The 19,128-nt window shown below is 68.7% G+C and carries 17 protein-coding genes and 1 tRNA gene; 8 read left to right on the top strand and 10 right to left on the bottom strand.

Features of this window, described 5'->3' with window-relative positions:
- Nucleotides 1-10 precede the first annotated feature (10 nt).
- From plsX to DVW87_RS12620, 3 genes are all read right to left on the bottom strand, one after another.
- On the bottom strand, nt 11-1,042 hold the full coding sequence (gene plsX, locus DVW87_RS12630) for a phosphate acyltransferase PlsX (protein ID WP_114688082.1): 1,032 nt from the start codon (nt 1,040-1,042) through the stop codon (nt 11-13).
- Nucleotides 1,043-1,067: 25 nt separating this feature from the next.
- Nucleotides 1,068-1,247: a 50S ribosomal protein L32 gene (gene rpmF / locus DVW87_RS12625; RefSeq protein WP_114688081.1), complete on the bottom strand. Its 180-nt coding sequence runs from the start codon at nt 1,245-1,247 to the stop codon at nt 1,068-1,070.
- Nucleotides 1,248-1,559: 312 nt separating this feature from the next.
- Complete coding sequence (locus DVW87_RS12620; protein WP_114688080.1) at nt 1,560-2,237, bottom strand: MBL fold metallo-hydrolase; 678 nt, start codon at nt 2,235-2,237, stop codon at nt 1,560-1,562.
- 78 nt (nt 2,238-2,315) lie between these two features.
- Here DVW87_RS12620 and pabB point away from each other — a divergent pair, with 78 nt between their 5' ends.
- The 4 genes from pabB (at nt 2,316) to msrA (ending at nt 6,306) form a co-directional block, all read left to right on the top strand.
- Nucleotides 2,316-4,088, top strand: coding sequence for an aminodeoxychorismate synthase component I (pabB, locus tag DVW87_RS12615; protein ID WP_239017876.1), 1,773 nt, complete (start codon nt 2,316-2,318; stop codon nt 4,086-4,088).
- Nucleotides 4,089-4,119: 31 nt separating this feature from the next.
- Nucleotides 4,120-5,319: a pyridoxal phosphate-dependent aminotransferase gene (locus DVW87_RS12610; RefSeq protein ID WP_114688079.1), complete on the top strand. Its 1,200-nt coding sequence runs from the start codon at nt 4,120-4,122 to the stop codon at nt 5,317-5,319.
- Nucleotides 5,320-5,462: 143 nt separating this feature from the next.
- Nucleotides 5,463-5,603, top strand: coding sequence for a hypothetical protein (locus DVW87_RS18120; protein WP_181814821.1), 141 nt, complete (start codon nt 5,463-5,465; stop codon nt 5,601-5,603).
- A 37-nt stretch (nt 5,604-5,640) separates the two neighbouring features.
- Nucleotides 5,641-6,306 (top strand): peptide-methionine (S)-S-oxide reductase MsrA, encoded by a 666-nt coding sequence (gene msrA / locus DVW87_RS12605; RefSeq protein WP_114688229.1) that lies wholly within the window; start codon nt 5,641-5,643, stop codon nt 6,304-6,306.
- A gap of 45 nt (nt 6,307-6,351) precedes the next feature.
- On the opposite strand, the gene glf is transcribed toward msrA, so the two are convergent.
- Nucleotides 6,352-8,631, bottom strand: a complete 2,280-nt coding sequence (gene glf / locus DVW87_RS12600) for a UDP-galactopyranose mutase (protein ID WP_239017875.1) — start codon at nt 8,629-8,631, stop codon at nt 6,352-6,354.
- A 122-nt stretch (nt 8,632-8,753) separates the two neighbouring features.
- Here glf and DVW87_RS12595 point away from each other — a divergent pair, with 122 nt between their 5' ends.
- The gene (locus DVW87_RS12595) at nt 8,754-10,160 is read left to right on the top strand and encodes a glycoside hydrolase 5 family protein (protein ID WP_220149820.1); all 1,407 of its coding nucleotides are present in this window, start codon (nt 8,754-8,756) and stop codon (nt 10,158-10,160) included.
- Nucleotides 10,161-10,217: 57 nt separating this feature from the next.
- Here the strand turns inward: DVW87_RS12595 and DVW87_RS12590 are convergent.
- Nucleotides 10,218-10,292: transfer RNA gene (locus DVW87_RS12590), tRNA-Thr, on the bottom strand.
- An 85-nt stretch (nt 10,293-10,377) separates the two neighbouring features.
- Between DVW87_RS12590 and DVW87_RS18115 the strand changes: the two genes are divergently transcribed.
- On the top strand, nt 10,378-10,542 hold the full coding sequence (locus DVW87_RS18115) for a hypothetical protein (RefSeq protein ID WP_181814820.1): 165 nt from the start codon (nt 10,378-10,380) through the stop codon (nt 10,540-10,542).
- On the opposite strand, the gene DVW87_RS12585 is transcribed toward DVW87_RS18115, so the two are convergent.
- From DVW87_RS12585 to sppA, 5 genes are all read right to left on the bottom strand, one after another.
- Complete coding sequence (locus tag DVW87_RS12585) at nt 10,539-12,350, bottom strand: aminopeptidase P family protein (RefSeq protein ID WP_114688078.1); 1,812 nt, start codon at nt 12,348-12,350, stop codon at nt 10,539-10,541. The genes DVW87_RS18115 and DVW87_RS12585 overlap by 4 nt on opposite strands.
- A gap of 50 nt (nt 12,351-12,400) precedes the next feature.
- Nucleotides 12,401-12,598: a hypothetical protein gene (locus tag DVW87_RS12580; protein WP_114688077.1), complete on the bottom strand. Its 198-nt coding sequence runs from the start codon at nt 12,596-12,598 to the stop codon at nt 12,401-12,403.
- Between the two features lie 54 nt (nt 12,599-12,652).
- On the bottom strand, nt 12,653-14,323 hold the full coding sequence (locus tag DVW87_RS12575; protein ID WP_239017874.1) for a GGDEF domain-containing protein: 1,671 nt from the start codon (nt 14,321-14,323) through the stop codon (nt 12,653-12,655).
- A 69-nt stretch (nt 14,324-14,392) separates the two neighbouring features.
- Complete coding sequence (locus DVW87_RS12570; RefSeq protein ID WP_420822339.1) at nt 14,393-14,950, bottom strand: GNAT family N-acetyltransferase; 558 nt, start codon at nt 14,948-14,950, stop codon at nt 14,393-14,395.
- The gene (sppA, locus tag DVW87_RS12565; protein ID WP_114688075.1) at nt 14,947-16,827 is read right to left on the bottom strand and encodes a signal peptide peptidase SppA; all 1,881 of its coding nucleotides are present in this window, start codon (nt 16,825-16,827) and stop codon (nt 14,947-14,949) included. The genes DVW87_RS12570 and sppA overlap by 4 nt, the downstream gene beginning before the upstream one ends.
- 271 nt (nt 16,828-17,098) lie before the next feature.
- On the opposite strand from sppA, the gene groES reads away from it, so the two are divergent.
- Together groES and groL are read left to right on the top strand one after the other, a co-directional pair.
- Nucleotides 17,099-17,389, top strand: coding sequence for a co-chaperone GroES (groES, locus tag DVW87_RS12560; RefSeq protein WP_114688074.1), 291 nt, complete (start codon nt 17,099-17,101; stop codon nt 17,387-17,389).
- A gap of 90 nt (nt 17,390-17,479) precedes the next feature.
- Nucleotides 17,480-19,123 carry a chaperonin GroEL gene (groL, locus tag DVW87_RS12555; protein WP_114688073.1) on the top strand — a complete coding sequence of 548 codons (1,644 nt, stop codon included), beginning with the start codon at nt 17,480-17,482 and terminating at the stop codon, nt 19,121-19,123.
- Nucleotides 19,124-19,128 lie beyond the last annotated feature (5 nt).

Below are 19,128 nucleotides of genomic sequence, written 5' to 3'. Positions count from 1 at the left end.
CGAATGTCCTTTACGCCGCCTTGGCTTCGAAATTGCCGAGGTCTTCACTGATCCGCCGCGTGAGATCGTCACGCACCATCTTGGCCGCGGCGCCGATGGCAGTGGCCACGCCGCGTTCGTTGGCGCCGCCATGGCTCTTCACGACGAGGCCGTTGAGGCCGAGAAAGACCGCGCCATTGTGGTTGTTGGGATCGAGATGGTCGCGCAGCAGCTCAGTGGCGGGCTTGGAGATCAGAAAGCCGATCTTGGAGCGCACGGACGAGCTGAACGCCCGTTTCAGCAGGTCGGCGACGAAGCGGGCGGTGCCTTCGGCGGTCTTCAGGGCGATGTTGCCCGAAAAGCCGTCGCACACGATCACGTCGACATTGCCGCGGGCGAGCTGGTCGCCCTCGATGAAGCCGGTGAAATCAAGCGGCAGATGGTCGGCGGCGCGCAGGGCGGCGGCGGCGTCGCGGATTTCCTCCGTGCCCTTCTGATCCTCGCTGCCGATATTGAGAAGCGCGACCCGCGGACGCCCGAGATCAAGCGTGGTGCGCGCATAAGCGGCCCCCATCACCGCGAACTGCACCAGGTTGCGCGCGTCCACCTCGGTATTGGCGCCGAGATCGAGCACCACCACGTCGTTCTCGCCCAGGGTGGGCAGCAGGGCGGCGAGGGCAGGGCGGTCGATGCCCGGCAGCATCCGCAGCGCGAGCTTGGCCATGGCCATCAGCGCGCCGGTATTGCCGCAGGACACCGCAGCGCCGGCCCGGCCCTGCTTCACCATGTCGATGGCGACGCCCATGCTGGTGGTCTTGGCGCGGCGGATCGCCTGGCTCGGCTTTTCCGCACCGCCCACCACTTCGGGTGCGTGGACGATCTCGGAATGCTGGGTGAGATTGGGATGCGCCTCCAGACCGGCGCGAATCTGCGCCTCGTCCCCGACCAGCAGGAACTGCATCCCGTCGAACCGGCGACGCGCCGCGGCGACGCCGGCCAGCATGACGTCCAGCCCCTTGTCGCCGCCCATCGCATCGACGGCGATCCTGGAGCTGTTCGACACGCTTTTCCCCGAATTTTCGGTGGGCTTACGCCTCGACCGAGACGATCTCGCGACCGTTATAGTGGCCGCACGCGTTGCACAGGTTGTGCGGGCGCTTCAGTTCGCCGCAGTTCGGGCATTCCTGAAACGACTCAACGCTCAGCGCATCGTGCGCCCGGCGCATGCCACGGCGGGACGGCGAAGTCTTTCTCTTGGGGACGGCCATTTCGGCGAAACCTTGTGCTTTGGATCAATGAACGCGCGCCCGGACCGGATTTCCATCAGCCGAAATAAATACGGCCGCGGGGGCTACCGGCGGCCGGACGCATCGCGAAGCAACGCGCCTATAGCGATTTCCGCGTCCGTTGCAAGCGCGTGGGGAAGAACGGCTGCGCAGGCAGGCGGAAAAGCAGCCTGCCGGATGCGAGGCTCGTTGCGGGCGCATGAGCCCATCGGCTGCGCCGATACCGGCCGACGATCTCGATCGCTAGGGTCTGCCGCTCTTCCGCCGTGCCCGTTCAAGCAAAGCGGGCGGGCGTCAGGCTGGTTGACCCGATGATCCTGCCAATGCGGCGTCGCCGACAAACGGGTTGTATCCCCGCTCGCGCCCAAAGGTGCTCGGCCCACCATGGCCTGGAAGGAAGACGGTTTCGTCGCCCAGCGGCCACAGCGTGTTCACCACCGAATCGATCAGTTGTGCCATGTCGCCGCGCGGGAAGTCGGTGCGGCCGATCGAACCCTGGAACAGCACGTCGCCGACGATCGCCAGGCTGGAGGCGGGATGGTGAAAGATCACGTGCCCGGGCGTGTGGCCGGGCGTGTGGTAGACGTCCAGGACAAGATCGCCGACCGTGACGGTTTCGCCCTCCTCCAGCCAGCGATCGGGGGAGAAGGAAACGCCGCGGATGCCGTATTTCGCACCGTCCTCCGCCAGACTGCCGAGCAGCCATGCGTCCTCGCGGTGCGGCCCCTCGATCGGCACGCCGAGCTCGTCCGCCAGCGGCTTGGCCTCGCCGGCATGGTCGATATGGCCATGGGTCAGCAGGATCTTCTCGACGGTGACGCCATGCTCGGCGATTGCCGCCTTGATCCGCGGCAGATCCCCGCCCGGATCGATCACCGCCCCGCGCAGGGTCTTGGTGCACCAGAGCAAGGTGCAGTTCTGCTGCAGGGGCGTGACGGGCACGATGGCGGCGCGCAGGGGCGGGTTTTCCATGCCGGCAGGAGTGGCACGGGAGGCCGGGGCCGGCAAGTTGAGGTTGCCGCGGCGGTTCGGAGCGGGCATCGCGGGCCTGTGATCGACCGTGCCCGGCCCTTCGTGCTGATCGACGATGCGCGCCCTGGCGGGGGCGGGCGGCTCTATGTCGATCCGGTCGAGGTGGTTCGGGCGGACGACCCCGGCGACGTGCCCGGCCTGCTCGCGTCGCTGTCGGGCCGACATGGGGCGGGGTTCCTGGCCTACGAAGCGGGGCATGCGCTGGAGCCGCGGCTGGCACATCTGGGTGGTGGAAAGGCGCCGCTGGGCTGGTTCGGCCTGTTCGCGGGCTATCGCGCGCTGGGGCAGGGCGAGGTTGCCGACCTGCTGCCCGATCCTGCCGGCGCCTGGGTCGGCACGCCGGAGCCGCTGATCCCGGAGGCCGGCCATGCCGAAGCGGTGGAGCGGGTGCTCGGCTGGATCGCGGCGGGCGACATCTATCAGGCGAACCTGACCTTGGCGGCGCGCGTGCCGTTCGCCGGCGATCCGCTGGCGCTCTATGCGGCGGTGCGCGGGCGCGCGGGCGCCGCCCATGGCGCGGTGGTGTGGACGGAAGCGGAGTGGCTGCTGAGCTTCTCGCCCGAACTGTTCTTCTCGATCGAGGACGGCACGATCACCGCGCGCCCGATGAAGGGAACCGCGCGCCGCCGCGAGGATGCGGCCGAGGACGCCGAAGTCGCGCGGGCACTCGCCGCCGACGAGAAGCAGCGCGCCGAGAACCTGATGATCGTCGACCTGATGCGCAACGACCTGGCGCGCATCGCCGAGCCGGGAAGCGTGACGGTGGAGCGCCTGTTCGCCGTGGAGACTTTTCCGAGCATCCACCAGATGACCTCCGGTGTGCAGGCGCGGCTGGTGCCGGGGATCGGCCCTGCCGAGGCCTTGGCTGCCCTGTTCCCTTGCGGATCGGTGACGGGAGCGCCGAAGATCCGCGCGATGGAATTGATCGGCCAGGTCGAGCCCGCCCCGCGCGGTGCCTATACCGGCGCGATCGGCTGGTGCGATCCGGCAGGGAATGCCAGCTTCAACGTGGCGATCCGCACGCTGACGATCGACGCGGGAATGGAGGAGGCCCGGCTGGGGCTGGGTTCCGGCATTGTCGCCGATTCGCGCGCTGCGGCGGAATTGGACGAATGCCAGGCGAAGGGCGCTTTCCTGACGCTGGGGCAGCGCGGCGTGGACCTGATCGAAACCATGGCGTTCGATCCGGAGGAGGGGCTGCGCCTGCTCGAACGGCACCTTGCGCGGTTGAAGGCCAGCGCGACGCGATTCGGCATTCCCTTCGACCGGCACGATGCACGCAACGAATTGCAGGCGGCCACCTTTCGCCTGCGCGAGCCGCGCCGGGTGCGGTTACTGCTGGGCGCATCCGGCGCGGTGGCGATCGAGATTGCACCGCCGCCGCCGCCATCACCCGGCGCGGTGGAGGTGGCGGTGGTGCCGCTGCCGGTCGACCCCGCCGACTTCCGCCTGCGCCACAAGACGGGAGACCGCCGTTTCTACGATGCGGCGCGAACCGGGTTCGAAGTGGTGTTCGAGCGGCCGGACGGGTTGCTGACGGAAGGCAGCTTCACCAATCTGTTCGTGCGGCGGGGCGGCCTCCTGCTGACGCCGCCGCTCGCCCGCGGGCTGCTGCCGGGGGTGCTGCGCGAGGAACTGCTTGCCACCGGACAGGCGGTGGAGCGTGACCTGACGCGCGGCGACCTCGCGGGCGGGTTCCTTGTCGGCAATGCGCTGCGCGGGTTGCTGCCGGCCGTGCTTGCGCAGAATGTTGCGCGCAATGTTGCGGATGCGAACACAGCGAGGCTATAGGCCGGCATCCTCCGCAAGATCAGGAAACGCCATGCAGCCCTCCGCCGCGCTTGCCCGCATCAAGCCTTCGCCCACCCTCGCGATCACCACGCGTGTGGGCGAGCTGAAGCGCGCCGGCGTGGACGTGATCGGCCTGGGCGCGGGCGAGCCCGACTTCGATACGCCCGACTTCATCAAGCAGGCCGCGATCGAGGCCATCCATGCCGGCAAGACCAAGTACACCAACGTCGACGGCACGCCCGAACTGAAGGACGCCGTGGTCGCCAAGTTCCGGCGCGACAACGGCCTGACCTATGATGCGTCGCAGGTCACGGTTAACGTCGGCGGCAAGCACACCTTGTTCAACGCAATGGTGGCGACGCTGGATGCGGGCGACGAGGTGGTGATCCCGGCGCCATACTGGGTCAGCTATCCGGACGTGGTGCTGTTCGCGGGTGGCGTGCCGGTGTTCGTCGCGGCCGGGGCCGACCAGAACTACAAGATCACCCCCGAGCAGCTCGATGCCGCGATCACCCCGCGGACCAAGTGGGTCATCCTGAACTCGCCCTCGAACCCGACCGGCGCCGGCTACACCGCCGACGAACTGAAGGCGCTGGGCGAGGTGATCGAGCGGCACCCTCACGTCTGGGTGTTCGCGGACGACATGTACGAGCACATCACCTTTGGCGACTTTCGCTTTGCGACGATCGCCGAGGTCTGCCCGTCGCTGTACGAGCGCACGCTGACGGTGAACGGCTGCTCCAAGGCATATGCGATGACCGGCTGGCGGATCGGGTTTGCCGGTGGCGCGCCGTGGCTCATCAAGGCGATGTCGAAGCTGCAATCCCAGTCCACCAGCAATCCCTGTTCCATCGCCCAGGCCGCCGCGGTCGCGGCGCTGACCGGCGACCAGGCGTTCCTGAAGGACAATGCCAGGCTGTTCGAGCGGCGCCGCGACCTGGTGGTTGCCCTGCTGAACCAGGCCGAGGGCATCACCTGCCCGCGTCCGGAGGGCGCCTTCTATGTCTATCCGGATATCTCCGGGCTGGTCGGCAAGAGCACGCCGGCCGGCAAGCGGATCGAGACGGACGAGGATTTCGTCGCCTACCTGCTCGACGACGCGCGGGTCGCGGTGGTGCAGGGGGCGGCGTTCGGCGTCTCGCCCGCCTTCCGCGTCAGCTATGCCACGGCCGACGACGTGCTGCGCACCGCCTGCGAGCGCATCCAGACGGCGGCGACGGCGCTGCGCTGAACCTGTCGCTTCCCTGACGATCAGGGTCAGTTTTCCGTAACATTGCGTTTGCGAAATGTGGACTTGCAAGTTGGCGCGTAAGCGCCGAGTTGCGAGCCACCTTTTTCGTTGCCACGGCAACCAACAATCAACCGAGACCGATCATGCGCACCGTCATCAAGTCCAGCTTCCTGTGGCAGTTCGCCTTTGGGTTCGCGCTGGGTGCGGCGGGTCTGTTCGCCTTGCAGCCTGCCGATGCAGGCCTCGCCCTGGAGGCGCCCGCGGCGATTGCCGCGGTTCGCTGATCTTTTCCGGGAAGCCTGTGCCACCCATATGGTGGCCATGAGCAAGATCGCCCTCCTTGGCCTGTCCGGTATCGCCGCGCTGATCGGTGCGGCGGCCCTGTCCACTCCTGCCACCGCGGAGCGGGCGGTGCCGATCCCGGCCGCCGCGCGCGACGTGCCGGCCACGCCGGGGCTTCAGACCGCGGTTCTCGCCGGGGGCTGCTTCTGGGGCATGGAGGCGGTGTTCGAGCATGTGAAGGGCGTGCGCGACGTGCAGTCCGGCTATGCCGGCGGGACGCGCGCTTCGGCCAGCTACGAACAGGTGAGCACGGAAACCACCGGTCACGCCGAGGCGGTGCGCATCACCTTCGATCCCAGGCTGGTGAGCTATGCCACCCTGCTGCGCGTCTATTTCGCCGTGGCGCATGATCCGACGCAGCTGAACCGCCAATACCCCGATACCGGCCCGAGCTATCGCTCCGCGATCTTTCCGCAATCGCCCGCGCAGCGCGGGGTGGCGGCCACCTATATCGCGCAACTGAGCAAGAGCGGCGCGTTCGGCAAGCCGATCGTGACCCGGCTGGAGAAGGGCGGGTTCTTCCCAGCCGAGTCCTTTCACCAGGATTTCGCACGCCGTAATCCGGATTACGGCTACATCGTCCGTTTCGACCGGCCCAAGCTGGCCGCGTTCAAGGCCGCCTTTCCCGCGCTGTACCGGGCCTGATCCCCGCCCCGCCGTCCGCGGCAGGGCCGGGGAAATGTCGCCGTTCTACTCCGCTGCGGCGAGCAGGCTCGCTTCGTCGCGCGCCTTCAGGCGGCGATAGGTGGCGAGCGCCTGCCCGACCACCTGGTCCATGTTATAGTAGCGATAGGTCGCCAGCCGGCCGACAAAGACCACGTTCGGCTCGGCCAGCGCCAGCGCCTCGTAGCGCTTGAACAGCGCCTGGTTCTCCGGCCGCGGGATCGGGTAATACGGGTCGCCCGCGTCCGCCGGATATTCGAAGGTCACGCTGGTGACGGGGCCCGACTGCCCGGTCAGGTGCTTGTATTCCGTCACGCGGGTATAGGGCACCAACTCGTCCGGATAGTTCACCACGGCGACCGGCTGATGCTGCTCCTCGTCCAGCGTCCGGTGCTCGAACCGCAGCGAGCGGTAGGGCAGCTTGCCGTGGCAATGGTCGAAATACTCGTCGATCGGGCCGGTATAGACCAATTGATCGTAGGAGACGCTGTCGCGCACCTCGGCAAAGTCCACGCCCGTGCGGACGGTGATGTTGGGGTGGTCCAGCATGGCTGCGAACATCGCGGTGTAGCCGGCGGCGGGCATCGCCTGGTACGTGTCGGTGAAGTAGCGGTCGTCCGTGTTGGTGCGGGTCGGCACGCGGGCGGTAACGGCCTTGTCGAGCTCCGACGGATCGAGGCCCCATTGCTTGCGGGTATAGCCGCGGAAGAACAGCTTGTAGAGTTCCTGGCCGACCGCGGAAATCACCACGTCCGCCGAGGTGCGCACCTGCTCCACCGGCTCGGCGCGCGCCGCCAGGAAGGCGGCGGCCTCTTCGTCGCTCGTCAGCTCGGCATCGAACAGCGCATTCAGTGTCGTGCGATTGATCGGGATGGGCACCTGCTGCCCGCGTACCTCCGCCAGCACGCGGTGTTCGTAGGGACGCCAAGCGGTGAACCGCGACAGATAGTCGAACACTTCGCCAGAATTGGTGTGAAAGATGTGCGGCCCATATTGGTGGATGAGAAGCCCGGCGGCATCCTCCACGTCATAAGCGTTGCCGGCGATATGTGGGCGGCGATCGATCACCAGCACGCGCTTGCCCCCGTCCGCCGCCAGGCGCTCGGCCATCACGGCGCCCGCAAAGCCCGCGCCCACGACCAGGTAATCGTAATGCTCCGGCTCGCCCCCCGGCGCCTTCCGGGCGATGACCTGCTCGATGGCGGCCATCATCCGGGCCGCGGTGTCGTCCCAGGAGGTCTGCGCCAGCAGGGCATCGGCCGCCTCGAGCCACGACCGCGTCTCGCCGCGGGCAAGTTCCAGCGCCGCCTCGCAGGCCTCCACGAAGGCCGGACCTGCCTCCGCGATGCGCACGCCTGCGATCGCGCCATAATGCCGCACGACGTCGACGATCGGCGTCGACACCACCGGGCGGCCGGCGGCGAGATATTCCGGTGTTTTGGTCGGGCTGATGTAGCGGGTCGCCTCGTTGATGGCGAACGGCATCAGGGCGACGTCCCAGCCGGCGATGGTGGCCGGCAGTTCGTCGTAGGTGCGCATGCCCGGATAGCGCAGGTTGGCGGCGCGGGGCAGCTCGGCCGGGTCGATCTTCACCACCGGGCCGACGACCTCGATGATCCATTCGGGCCGCGCTTCCGCCAGCTGGCGAAGGAGATCAAGGTCCATGCGCTCGTCCAGCACGCCAAAGAAGCCGAAGCGCGGCGGCTGGCCACGCGATGGCTTGTGGACGCGGGCACGGGCGAAATGCTCCGCATCCACGCTGGACGGGAAGGGGCGCACATCCGGGTGCCGCGCGCGCTTCGCCTCGTACAGGCTGTACCCGCCGGTGAAGACGAGATTGGCGGCGGCCAGCAGTTCGGTTTCCAGCGCCAGCAGCTCGGCAGGGGCGAAGCGGAAAGCGGAAAGCTCGTCCATGCAGTCGTACACGGTGCAGGCCGCCGCCACGTCGCGCGAGAAGGCGAGCATCATCGGCGTATAATACCAGCGCACCGCCACCGGCGGCTCGCCCGCCAGGAAGCCATGCAGCAGATCGTGCAGGGCGGCCTCCGTCGCGGCGGCCTCCAGCCCGTGCGGCAGGCGCGGCGTGGCCACGCGCAGGTTCGGGGCCGCTTGCCGGATCGACAGTTCGGGTGCGGGCACGCCGGCGACCTCCGGCTCCTCCCAGACCAGGACCGGCATGCGCTGCGCGAGGCGCGTCATCAGGTGTTGCGGCCGCTGGAACACGAAGTTCCAGCGCAGGTGCGAAAAGCAGAGAAGCAGGCCGTTGTCGCGGGCAAAAGCGGGGACGAGCGGGGCCACAACGGTCATCGGCAACTCCAACGAGCCCCCCGGCTCCCCATGCATCGTAGCCGGCCGGATCGGGCGGGACGTTAACCCAGATCGATCTGTAAACATTTGTATCTGCACGCGGTGTTTGGCACAGCTGGTCCGTGCCGCCGTCCGCTCTCCCCTGGATCGAGGTTGCGCCGCACGCCCCCTATTTCGTCGACGATACCGGCGCGAACTGGACGCCGATCGGGCAGAACGATGCGATCAGCTGGCCGGAGCTGGCGCCGCTGTTCCGCCGCCGCGATCTCGCCGCGGTGGAGCGGCACCTGGCATGGCTCGTCGACCATGGCGTGACGTGCCTGCGCCTCATGATCGAATATGCGCAGGTGCGGCACCGTTATTTCGAGCGGCCGGCGGGCGTGGTGGTGCCGGCCATGGTGCGCTTGTGGGACGATCTGTTCGCGCTTTGCGAGCGTGCCGGGCTGCGCATCCTGCTAACCCCGGTGGATACGTTCTGGATGTGGCTGCACTGGCGGCATCACCCCTGGAACACCGCCCATGGCGGACCGCTGCCGCATCCGTCGCGGCTTCTGCTGTGCGGGAGCACGCGTGCCGCGATCAAGGCCCGGCTGACCTTCATCGTCGAGCGGTGGGGCGGATCGGGCGCGCTGTTCGCCTGGGATCTGTGGAACGAGATCCACCCCGGGCAGGCCGAGAACAGCGCGGATTGCTTTGGCGAGTTCATCGCCGACCTTTCCGGGCACGTCCGCTCCATGGAGCGGCGGCTCTACGGCCGCAGCCACCCGCAGACCGTGTCGTTGTACGGCCCCGAGCTGTGGGACCGGCCCGACCTGCCGCTGGCCGAGCCGATCTTCCGCCACCCCGACCTCGATTTCGCGACCATCCACATCTACCGGAAAGGCCCGATCGACGACCCGGTCGATACCGTGCGCCCGGCGCTCGCCACCGGTCGCATCGTGCGGCATTGCCTGGGGGAGATCACGGACGGGCGCCCGTTCCTCGACACCGAGCACGGCCCGATCCATCGGTTCAAGGACAAGCACAAGACGCTGCCCGAGCCGTTCGACGACGAATATTTCCGCCACATGAGCTGGGCACATCTCGCCAGCGGCGGCGCGGGCGGGGGCATGCGCTGGCCGAACCGGCATCCCCATGTCCTCACCGCGGGCATGCGGCGGGCGCAACGCGCGATGGCGGGCTTCCTGCCCCTGATCGACTGGCAGCGATTCCGCCGGACGCCGCTGACGCTGCGCGTGAAGGGCTATCACGCCTTTGCCGGCGGCGATGCGGAGCAGGCGATCGTCTGGCTTCTGCGCAGGGGCGCCCTGCAGGAGGATGGCAGGGTTGTCGGCACGCCGTCCTCCGGCGAGCACCGGCTGCGCCTGCCGCTGCCGCCAGGGCGCTACCGTGTGATCGAGTGGGACACGATCACGGGGCGGGAGCTTGGTTGCGCCGAGGCGCTTGCCGGCGCCGATGGCCTGAACTGGACCCTGCGGAACATGCCGGGCGACCGCGCCCTGGCTATCCGGAGATGCGGCACGGCGTGATGCGGCAGGGGAGGAACGTTGCCGGCCAACCCTGCGGCTGGCGGAAGTCCGGAAAAATGGTGCTGCCGGTGAGGATTGAACTCACGACCTCAGCCTTACCAAGGATGCGCTCTACCACTGAGCTACGGCAGCACTCGCGGATCGTCCGCGGGAGCGCGCCTAAGAGACGAGCGCGGCCGGCTTGTCAAGCGGTTGCAGCGCGGATTACGGCAACGGCATGAAGGAAAAGGACGAGCGCACTGAACGCGAAGCGCGCCGGGCGGCTGCGCTCCGCGAGAATCTGCGTCGCCGCAAGGCGCAGGCGCGCGCCGTGGTGCCGGAAAGCGAAGGCTCTCCGGCGGCCGGACACGCGCCGGACCGGGACGAGGGCGAGCGGTCCTAGCCGCCGATCGGCGCGCATTTGGCGAGCAGCCAGGCGCGCTCCTCGGCGCCGAGCAGCGGGCCGAGCACATCGAGCACCTTTGCGTGATAGCCGTCGAGCCAGTGGCGCTCGGCGGGCGTGAGCAGCGTCGGCTCGATCAGCATGCGCTCGATAGGGCAGAAGGTGAGGGTTTCGAAGCCCAGCATGGTCCGCTCGCCGCCGGGCACCTGGCGTTCCTCGACCAGCAGCAGGTTCTCGATGCGGATGCCGTACTCGCCCGCCTTGTAGTAGCCGGGCTCGTTGGAAAGGATCATGCCGACGAGCAGCGGCTCGGACGGGCCGCCGCCCGGATAGTTGGGCTTGGCAATGCGCTGCGGCCCCTCGTGCACCGCCAGATAGGCGCCGACGCCGTGCCCGGTGCCATGCTCGAAATCCAGCCCCGCCTCCCACAACGGATGGCGCGCGAACGAATCGAGTTGGCCGCCGTTGGTGCCGGGCGGAAAGAGCGCGGTGGCGAGCGCGATGTGTCCCTTGAGCACCCGGGTGAAGCGATCCCGCATCTCGGCCGTGGGCGGCCCCACCGGGATCACCCGGGTCACGTCGGTGGTGCCGTCGCGATACTGGCCGCCCGAATCGATCAGGTAGAGCTGGCCCGGCAGGATCGGTGCGCTCGATTCCTCGGTGACATGGTAATGCGGAATGGCGCCGTGCGCGCCGGTGGCGGAGATCGCGTCAAAGGAAAGGTCCAGCAGCACGCCGGTATCGCGGCGAAAGGCCTCCAGCCGGGCCGCGGCACTCAGTTCGGTCTCGCCGCCGCCCGGCAGGGCCGCTTCCGCCCAGCGCAGGAAGCGGGCGAGTGCGGCGCCGTCGCGGGCGGAAGCCGCGCGGTGGCCGGCGATCTCGGCGGGGTTCTTCACCGCCTTGGCCAGCACGGTGGGGTCGCGGCGCAGGACCAGCGTGGCGCCGCCCGCCTCCAGCGCATCGGGGATGGCCGCCACCGTGCGGTCCGGATCCACCGCCACGCGCTTGCCGGCGAGTTCCGCGAGCGCCGCGGCGAAGTCGGCACGCGGGCGGACGCGCACGGCGTTGCCCAGATGCGCGGCGACCTCCGCCGTCATCTTCTCCGGCGCGACGAACAGGTCGGCAGTGCCGTCGGCATAAGCGAGCGCAAAGGCGAGCGGCACGGGCGTGCGGCTGACATCGGCGCCGCGGACGTTGAACAGCCAGGCGATGGAGTCGAGAGCGCCGAGAACCGCCGCGTCGGCCTCCATCTCCGCCAGCGCCTCGCCCAGCGCGGCGCGCTTCGCGGCGGAAGCGGCTCCGGCGACTTCGTCCGGCTGCACCGTGAGCGGGGCAGGGGAGGGCGCCGGCCGATCGTGCCAGACCGCGTCCACCGGGTTGCTGTCCACCGCCACGAGCGTGACGCCGCGCCCGCTGAGTGCCTCGGCCGTGTCGCGCGCCCAGGCGCGGGTATGCAGCCAGGGATCATAGCCGATCCGCGCGCCGGTCGGGGCATGCTCGGCCAGCCAGCCGGCGATGCTGTTGGCGGGAACGCCGACATACTCCCACTGCGCGCCATCCACCTGCTCGCGGACCTGGAGGGTGTAGCGGCCGTCGGTGAAGACCGCAGCCTTGTCCGCCAGCACCGCGGCGCTGCCGGCCGAGCCCTCGAAACCGGTGAGCCAGGCGAGGCGGCGGGCATAGTCGCCGACATATTCGCTCATATGCTCGTCGGTGAGCGGAACCACGAAGCCGTCCAGCCCGCGGGCGGAAAGTTCGGTGCGAAGGGAAGACAGGCGATCGGCGCGCGTGGCGGACAGGTCAGGCATGGCCCGGTTGTTTGCAGAAAAGCACGACCCTGCCCAGACCCGCGCTGCGATCAGCGGGCGAAATGCTCCGTCCAGGTGTAGAGGACGTGGACGGCGAGCGGGCCGAGATCAACCGCCGCCTGCAGCTTGTGCGGCGAGAGATCGGCATGGTCGTGCGTCAGGATCGTGAACTGCGCGGTTGGCCGGTGCACGGCAAGAAGCGCAAGCGCGGCAGCAGCAATCCCAAGGGCGATGCGGCGATTGCGCATGTGTGTTCTCCCGATCCGGCCGCACCTTAGCGCAACGGCGGCGCGGCGGCAAGATCAGGCCGCGGCCAGGAGGGAACGCGCGGCAGATCGGGCGCGGTCGCGGCCCGCCTTCTTGGCCTCGAACAAGGCCCGGTCGGCATGGTGGTAGAGGTGTTTCCAGTCCACCTCGCTCTCCAGCGGGCCGATGCATGCGCCCGCGCTTGCCGTGACGGTGAGGTCGAACGGCATGCGGGCGGCGCGCAGGGAGGCGAGCAGTTCTTCCCCGTCCGCTGCCTCGCGGAAGGGCTTGAGGACGGCGAACTCCTCGCCGCCGAGCCGGGCGATCAGCGCGCCGGCGCCCGCGACCTGGCGCAAGGTGCGCGCGACAATGCGGAGCACCTCGTCGCCTCCGTCATGGCCGATCGTCTCGTTGACGCGCTTGAAATGGTCCACGTCCACCAGCAGCAGCGATTGCTCGCCCTCGCGGCCGATCGCGTCGCGCAGGAAGGCGCGGCGATTGAGCAGGCCGGTGAGCGGATCGGTGTCGGCCAGGAGGCGCGCCGCGATTTCCTGTTCGCGCGCCTCGTCGCGTTCGCGGCTGAGAAGCAGGATGCGGTAGGATACGGCAAGCGACGTGAGCAGCGCCTCCAGCGCCATCGACAGCAGGGTGGAATTGTCGACCCAGAAGCTCCAGCCGATCAGGTTGAGCGCCGCAGCGATGCGCAGGCCGGCCACGGCGATCGGCACGCCCCAGGCGAGCGCGAAGAGCAGGAGGTACGCGCTGCGGCAGCGCCAGGCGCGCCACAGCACCCAGGGCGCGACGGACACCAGCATCAGGAAGGAATAGCTGATGCCCCGATCGAACAGGCCCATGTGCCAGGGGGCGAGAACGGAATAGCACAAGCTGGTGGCGCCCACGGCCGCCATCGCGATCGTGCTGGCGCGGCGAAGCGTGCGATTGAACACCGGCCGCTCGAAAAACGCGCGGGCGAACAGGATCGCGGCGATGCCGGACGCGGCGAGCAGCACCGCGTTGAGCCGCAGCCGCAGGTTGTTGTCCATGCCCGTCCACTGGCCGAGCGCGCCCGACGAGCTGATCGCATAGCCCAGCAGGCAGAGGAGAAGGAAGCAATAGGCCGGCTGGAACCGCTGGCGGAGCGCGGCCCAGAGCGCGAGATTGTAGACCAGCAGCGCCAGGCACATCCCGCCGAACGCCGCATAAAGCATGCCGGACACCACCTCCTGGTTGGCGGAATCGCCATGGCTCATCAGCCGTGCACCCAGCAGGACGCCGCGCAGGTTCACCGATCCTTGCGTGCGCCAGAGAACGCGCGTCACCGGCGATCCCCCGGGACGGAAGAAGAACTCGATCATCGCGCCCAGGCGCAGGTTCTCGTGGGTGGTGGCACTGGTGACGAACTGGTGGTCCAGCGTGCCGTCGGCGTGCCGCACCCACAGATCGAGCCGGTCCTGCCACACGCTGCCGCTGCGCACCGCGCCCCTGCGGGTGCCGCCGGGCAGCGGCTGCGACAGGATCCAATAGTCGCCGGCGCCGAACCGCGTCTGCGGGGTGGCACAGTTGAAGCGTCCGGGCGCGGCGAACATGGCGGCCGGCGTGTCGCCGGGCGCGACCCGCGCGATGCAGACGTCGAGCGGCGTGCCGGCGGCGGCCCGCGCGCCCGACGGCATCGCCGCCGCCGCGAGCAGCAGCAGGCCGGCGCACAGCCATCGCGAAAAGAACCACACCCCCATGGGTAGGGTGCATTAGAGCGATGGATGCAAAGCTTTGGTAAACGCCGCCCTCAGGTCGGCGCTTCAGCCTCGCCTTATGCCGGTGTCGGCGAAGCGGCGGGGCGGCGGCGCGGGCACCGTCCGCTCGGCCAGTTCGCATTGCCAGTAACCGACATCGGTCCACCGGCCGTGCTTGTAGCCCACCTCGCGAAGAAAGCCGGCATGGCGGAAGCCGACCTGCTCGTGAAGCCTGACGGACGCGTCGTTGGGCAGGGCGATGACGCCGATCGCCTGGGCAAAGCCCTGCGCCCGCAGCGTGTCGACCAGCGCCTGGTACAGGAGACGGCCGGTTCCGCGCCCCTGGGCGGCTGCAGAGACGTAGATCGAGGTTTCCACCACCCAGCCGTAGGCGGCGCGCTCGCGGAAGCGAAAGGCATAGGCGTAACCGAGCACCGTGGCCTCGGCGCCCGCCTCAGCCGCGACGATCCAGGGGTAGAGGCCCGCGGACGACTCCATGCGCGCCCGGATCTCGGCCGCGTCCGGCACCTCGATCTCGAACGTCACGGTGCCGGTGAGCACATGCGGCGCGTAGATGGCGGCGATCTGGCCGGCATCCTCCGCCCGCGCAGGGCGCAGGATCACCAGGAAAGCCGGGCGAGCAGCAGGTGCAGGAGGGTGCGGTCCTCCGCCCCTGGCTGCGGAGCGCCGCCGATGCCTTCGCATGCGAGGCAACGTGCCTGGATCGGCGCGCCCGTGGCCAGCCGGCGCGCATCGCCCAGCGCGCGCGCGAGCAGCGCCCGGCGATCGGCGGCCAGGCGCCCGAACAGGTCGCCGCCCGCGGCGCTCGCCTCGCCTTCCTCCTCGTCCGAACTGCTGAACGTCCGGGCGAGCTGCGCCAGCCAGCCCGGCTGCTTTTCCAGATATTCCGCGTGCCAGCTGGTCAGCCGGGCGCGCCTGGCGGCTTCGGCAATGGCATCGTCCAGCGTGCCGAAGCGATCAACCAGGCCGATCTGCCGCGCGGTGCCGCCGTCCCACACACGGCCCTGCGCGATCTCGTTGACGCGGGCGACGGGCATGCGCCGCGCCTGCGACACATGGCCGAGGAACTGGCGGTAGCCGTTCTCGATCGAAGCCTGGAGGATCGCATCGGTTTCCGGCGTGGTGCCGCCATAGAGGTCGGGCTGGCCCGACAGCGGCGTGGTGCGCACGCCGTCGCTCGTCACGCCGATCTTGCGCAGGGCATTCTCGAACGTGGGGATCACGCCGAAAATGCCGATCGAGCCGGTCACGGTGGTCGGCTCGGCGAAGATCAGGTCGGCGGGGGTCGACACCCAATATCCGCCGGATGCGGCGATGCCGCCCATGGACACGACGATCGGCAGATTCTGGCGCTTGGCCTCGAGGATGGCGGAGCGGATCGTCTCGGACGCGGGCACCGAACCGCCGGGCGAATCGACGCGTACCACCAGCGCCTTCAGCTTCTTCTTCGCCAGCCCGTCCAGCAGCGCCTTGGCGATCGTGTCGCCGCCGGCCGTGCCGGCCGGGGCGCGGCCATCGACGATGTCGCCGGCAATGGTGAGCACGCCCACCGCATCGCCCGCGCTGGGCGCCGGGTTGGCATCGACATAGGCATCGAACGCGATGGTGTTGAAGCCGCCCGCCGGCTTTTTCGGATCGGTGCCGGCGATTTCCGCCACCCGCCGGTCAAAGGCGAGGCGGTCGCCGAGCTTGTCGACGATGCCCATTTGCAGGTTGGACCGGGCAAGGTCGCCGGCGGCGGCGGTGACCACCTGCGCCGGCTGGGCGAGCAGTTGCGCCACCTGCGCCTTGGGACGCGCGGCCGTTACGGCCTGACGCCAGTGATCGAGCAGCACGCCGTAGAGGTGCGACAGGTCTTCCTTCGCCTCCGGGGATGCGTCGGCGCGGGTGTAGGGCTCCACGAAGGACTTGTACTTGCCGACGCGGTAGACGTGCGCGTTGACGCCGAGCTTGTCGATCAGCCCCTTGTAGTAGAGCTGGCTCCCGCCCGGCCCCATGAAGATGGTGCCGCCGATCGGGCTTTCCCAGATTTCCGAGGCATTGGCGGCCAGGCGATAGCCGCCATCGGTATAGGCCGCGGCGTAGCTGAGCACCGGCTTGCCGGACTTGCGCACCCGGCCGATCGCCTCCGCCACCTCGTTCAGCGCGGCCGGATAGCCGCTGCCGAAGGAGCTGAGATCGAGCACCACCGCCTTCACCCGATCGTCGGAGCGCGCCTTGTCCAGCACGCGCAGCAGATCGCGCAGGCGGACCTCGCGAACCTCGCCGCGGCCGGAGAGCGCCGCAAACGGCGCGGTCTCGGTCGGCTGCTCGACGATCCGCCCGTCCAGCTTCAGGAGCAGCGCGCCGTTGCGGATCGTCGCCGCGCTCGGCCGCGACAGGGCGGCGAACAAGAGGCCGAAGAACAGCAGCATCGCCGCCAGCACCAGCAGGTCCTTGATGCCGACCAGCAGCTTCCAGGCGCCCCGAACCAGTTTCATCGTGCCGCCCCCAGGGATGAGAAGTTCATGCTTCCCCGCTAGAGCATGGCCGGTTCGCACGCAACGTCCTGTATTGGCCGGGTAACACGGCGCTGGAGGAGGGTTCCTGCGGCAAGCACGGGCCGGCCTGTCGCTTTGATGGAGATTTCTCCGGCGCATCGGCCTAGCAGCCATTGACGACATCGGAGTCGGGGCACATATGGCCGCCGCTGGCACTCGCGCCGTGCGAGTGCCAACAACCATTCGAACCAAGAGCGAAAAGGGCTAAGCAATGAACTTTCGTCCGTTGCACGACCGCGTTCTCGTCCGCCGTGTCGAGGCAGAAGAGAAGACCGCGGGTGGGATCATCATCCCCGATACCGCCAAGGAAAAGCCGCAGGAGGGCGAGGTCGTCGCCGCCGGCGCCGGCGCCAAGAGCGAGGACGGCAAGGTGAGCCCGCTGGACGTGAAGGCCGGTGACCGCATCCTGTTCGGCAAGTGGTCCGGCACCGAGGTGAAGGTGAACGGCGAGGATCTCCTCATCATGAAGGAGAGCGACATCCTGGGCATCATCGCCGCCTGATTTCGTCGTCCCGGCCGCCGGCCGGGGTTTTTCCATTACAGCAGCTCCGGCGTGTCGCCGGGGTGACGCACTCAAGGAAAGGTAGCCAACATGGCAGCCAAGGACGTGAAGTTCTCGCGTGACGCACGCGAGCGTATCCTGCGCGGCGTGGACATCCTCGCCGACGCCGTGAAGGTCACGCTGGGGCCGAAGGGCCGCAACGTCGTGATCGACAAGAGCTTCGGCGCGCCGCGCATCACCAAGGACGGTGTGAGCGTCGCCAAGGAAATCGAGCTCAAGGACAAGTTCGAGAACATGGGCGCGCAGATGGTGCGCGAAGTGGCCTCCAAGACCAACGACGTGGCCGGCGACGGCACGACGACCGCGACCGTTCTGGCGCAGGCGATCGTGCGCGAGGGCATGAAGTCGGTTGCGGCCGGCATGAACCCGATGGACCTGAAGCGCGGCATCGATCTGGCCGTCGTCAAGGTGACCGAGGACCTGAAGGCCCGTTCCAAGCCGGTGTCCGGCTCGCAGGAAGTGGCGCAGGTCGGCATCATCTCGGCCAATGGCGACCGTGAAGTCGGCGAGAAGATCGCCGAGGCCATGGAGAAGGTCGGCAAGGAAGGCGTCATCACCGTCGAGGAGGCTAAGGGCCTCGAGTTCGAGCTGGACGTCGTCGAGGGCATGCAGTTCGACCGCGGCTACCTGTCGCCGTACTTCATCACCAACCCGGAGAAGATGACGGTCGAGCTGAACGATCCGTACATCCTGATCCACGAGAAGAAGCTGTCGAACCTGCAGGCGATGCTCCCGATCCTGGAAGCCGTCGTCCAGTCGGGCCGTCCGCTGCTCATCATCGCCGAGGACATCGAGGGCGAGGCGCTGGCCACGCTCGTGGTGAACAAGCTGCGCGGTGGCCTGAAGGTCGCGGCCGTCAAGGCGCCGGGCTTCGGCGATCGCCGCAAGGCGATGCTGGAGGACATCGCGATCCTGACCAAGGGCGAGGTGATCTCCGAGGATCTCGGCATCAAGCTCGAGAGCGTGACGCTGGGCATGCTGGGCACCGCCAAGCGCGTGACGATCGACAAGGACAACACCACGCTGGTCGACGGCGCCGGTGAAGCCGATGCGATCAAGGGCCGCACCGATGCGATCCGTCAGCAGATCGAGAACACCACCAGCGACTATGACCGCGAGAAGCTCCAGGAGCGCCTCGCCAAGCTGGCCGGCGGCGTGGCCGTCATCAAGGTCGGCGGTGCGTCCGAGGTCGAGGTGAAGGAGCGCAAGGACCGCGTCGACGACGCTCTCCACGCGACCCGCGCCGCGGTGGAAGAGGGCATCGTCCCGGGCGGCGGCACCGCGCTGCTGTACGCGACCAAGTCGATCGAGGGCCTGGAAGGCATCAACGACGACCAGACCCGCGGCATCGACATCGTCCGCAAGTCGCTGACCTCGCTGGTCCGCCAGATCGCGCAGAATGCCGGCCATGACGGCGCCGTGGTCTCGGGCAAGCTGCTCGACGGCAACGACACGTCGCTCGGCTTCAACGCCGCAACCGACACCTACGAGAACCTGGTCCAGGCCGGCGTGATCGACCCGACCAAGGTGGTGCGCACCGCGCTCCAGAACGCGGCCTCGGTCGCCGGCCTGCTCATCACGACGGAAGCCGCCGTGTCCGAGCTGCCGGAAGACAAGCCCGCCCCGGCGATGCCGGGCGGCGGCATGGGCGGCATGGGCGGCATGGACTTCTGATTTTT

It is taken from the genome of Sphingomonas aracearum (assembly GCF_003345355.1).
Classification (GTDB): domain Bacteria; phylum Pseudomonadota; class Alphaproteobacteria; order Sphingomonadales; family Sphingomonadaceae; genus Sphingomonas; species Sphingomonas aracearum.
The sequence above is the reverse complement of the archived record's forward strand: the minus strand, read 5'-3'. Positions and strand labels throughout refer to the sequence as shown.

Bases quoted from the DNA above. Each gene is read 5' to 3' on its own strand.
- rpmF (WP_114688081.1), bottom strand. From the start codon at position 1,247: ATGGCCGTCCCCAAGAGAAAGACTTCGCCGTCCCGCCGTGGCATGCGC.
- DVW87_RS12620 (WP_114688080.1), bottom strand. From the start codon at position 2,237: ATGGAAAACCCGCCCCTGCGCGCCGCCATCGTGCCCGTCACGCCCCTG.
- DVW87_RS12610 (WP_114688079.1), top strand. From the start codon at position 4,120: ATGCAGCCCTCCGCCGCGCTTGCCCGCATCAAGCCTTCGCCCACCCTC.
- DVW87_RS18120 (WP_181814821.1), top strand. From the start codon at position 5,463: ATGCGCACCGTCATCAAGTCCAGCTTCCTGTGGCAGTTCGCCTTTGGG.
- msrA (WP_114688229.1), top strand. From the start codon at position 5,641: ATGAGCAAGATCGCCCTCCTTGGCCTGTCCGGTATCGCCGCGCTGATC.
- glf (WP_239017875.1), bottom strand. From the start codon at position 8,631: ATGACCGTTGTGGCCCCGCTCGTCCCCGCTTTTGCCCGCGACAACGGC.
- DVW87_RS18115 (WP_181814820.1), top strand. From the start codon at position 10,378: ATGAAGGAAAAGGACGAGCGCACTGAACGCGAAGCGCGCCGGGCGGCT.
- DVW87_RS12585 (WP_114688078.1), bottom strand. From the start codon at position 12,350: ATGCCTGACCTGTCCGCCACGCGCGCCGATCGCCTGTCTTCCCTTCGC.
- DVW87_RS12580 (WP_114688077.1), bottom strand. From the start codon at position 12,598: ATGCGCAATCGCCGCATCGCCCTTGGGATTGCTGCTGCCGCGCTTGCG.
- sppA (WP_114688075.1), bottom strand. From the start codon at position 16,827: ATGAAACTGGTTCGGGGCGCCTGGAAGCTGCTGGTCGGCATCAAGGAC.
- groES (WP_114688074.1), top strand. From the start codon at position 17,099: ATGAACTTTCGTCCGTTGCACGACCGCGTTCTCGTCCGCCGTGTCGAG.
- groL (WP_114688073.1), top strand. From the start codon at position 17,480: ATGGCAGCCAAGGACGTGAAGTTCTCGCGTGACGCACGCGAGCGTATC.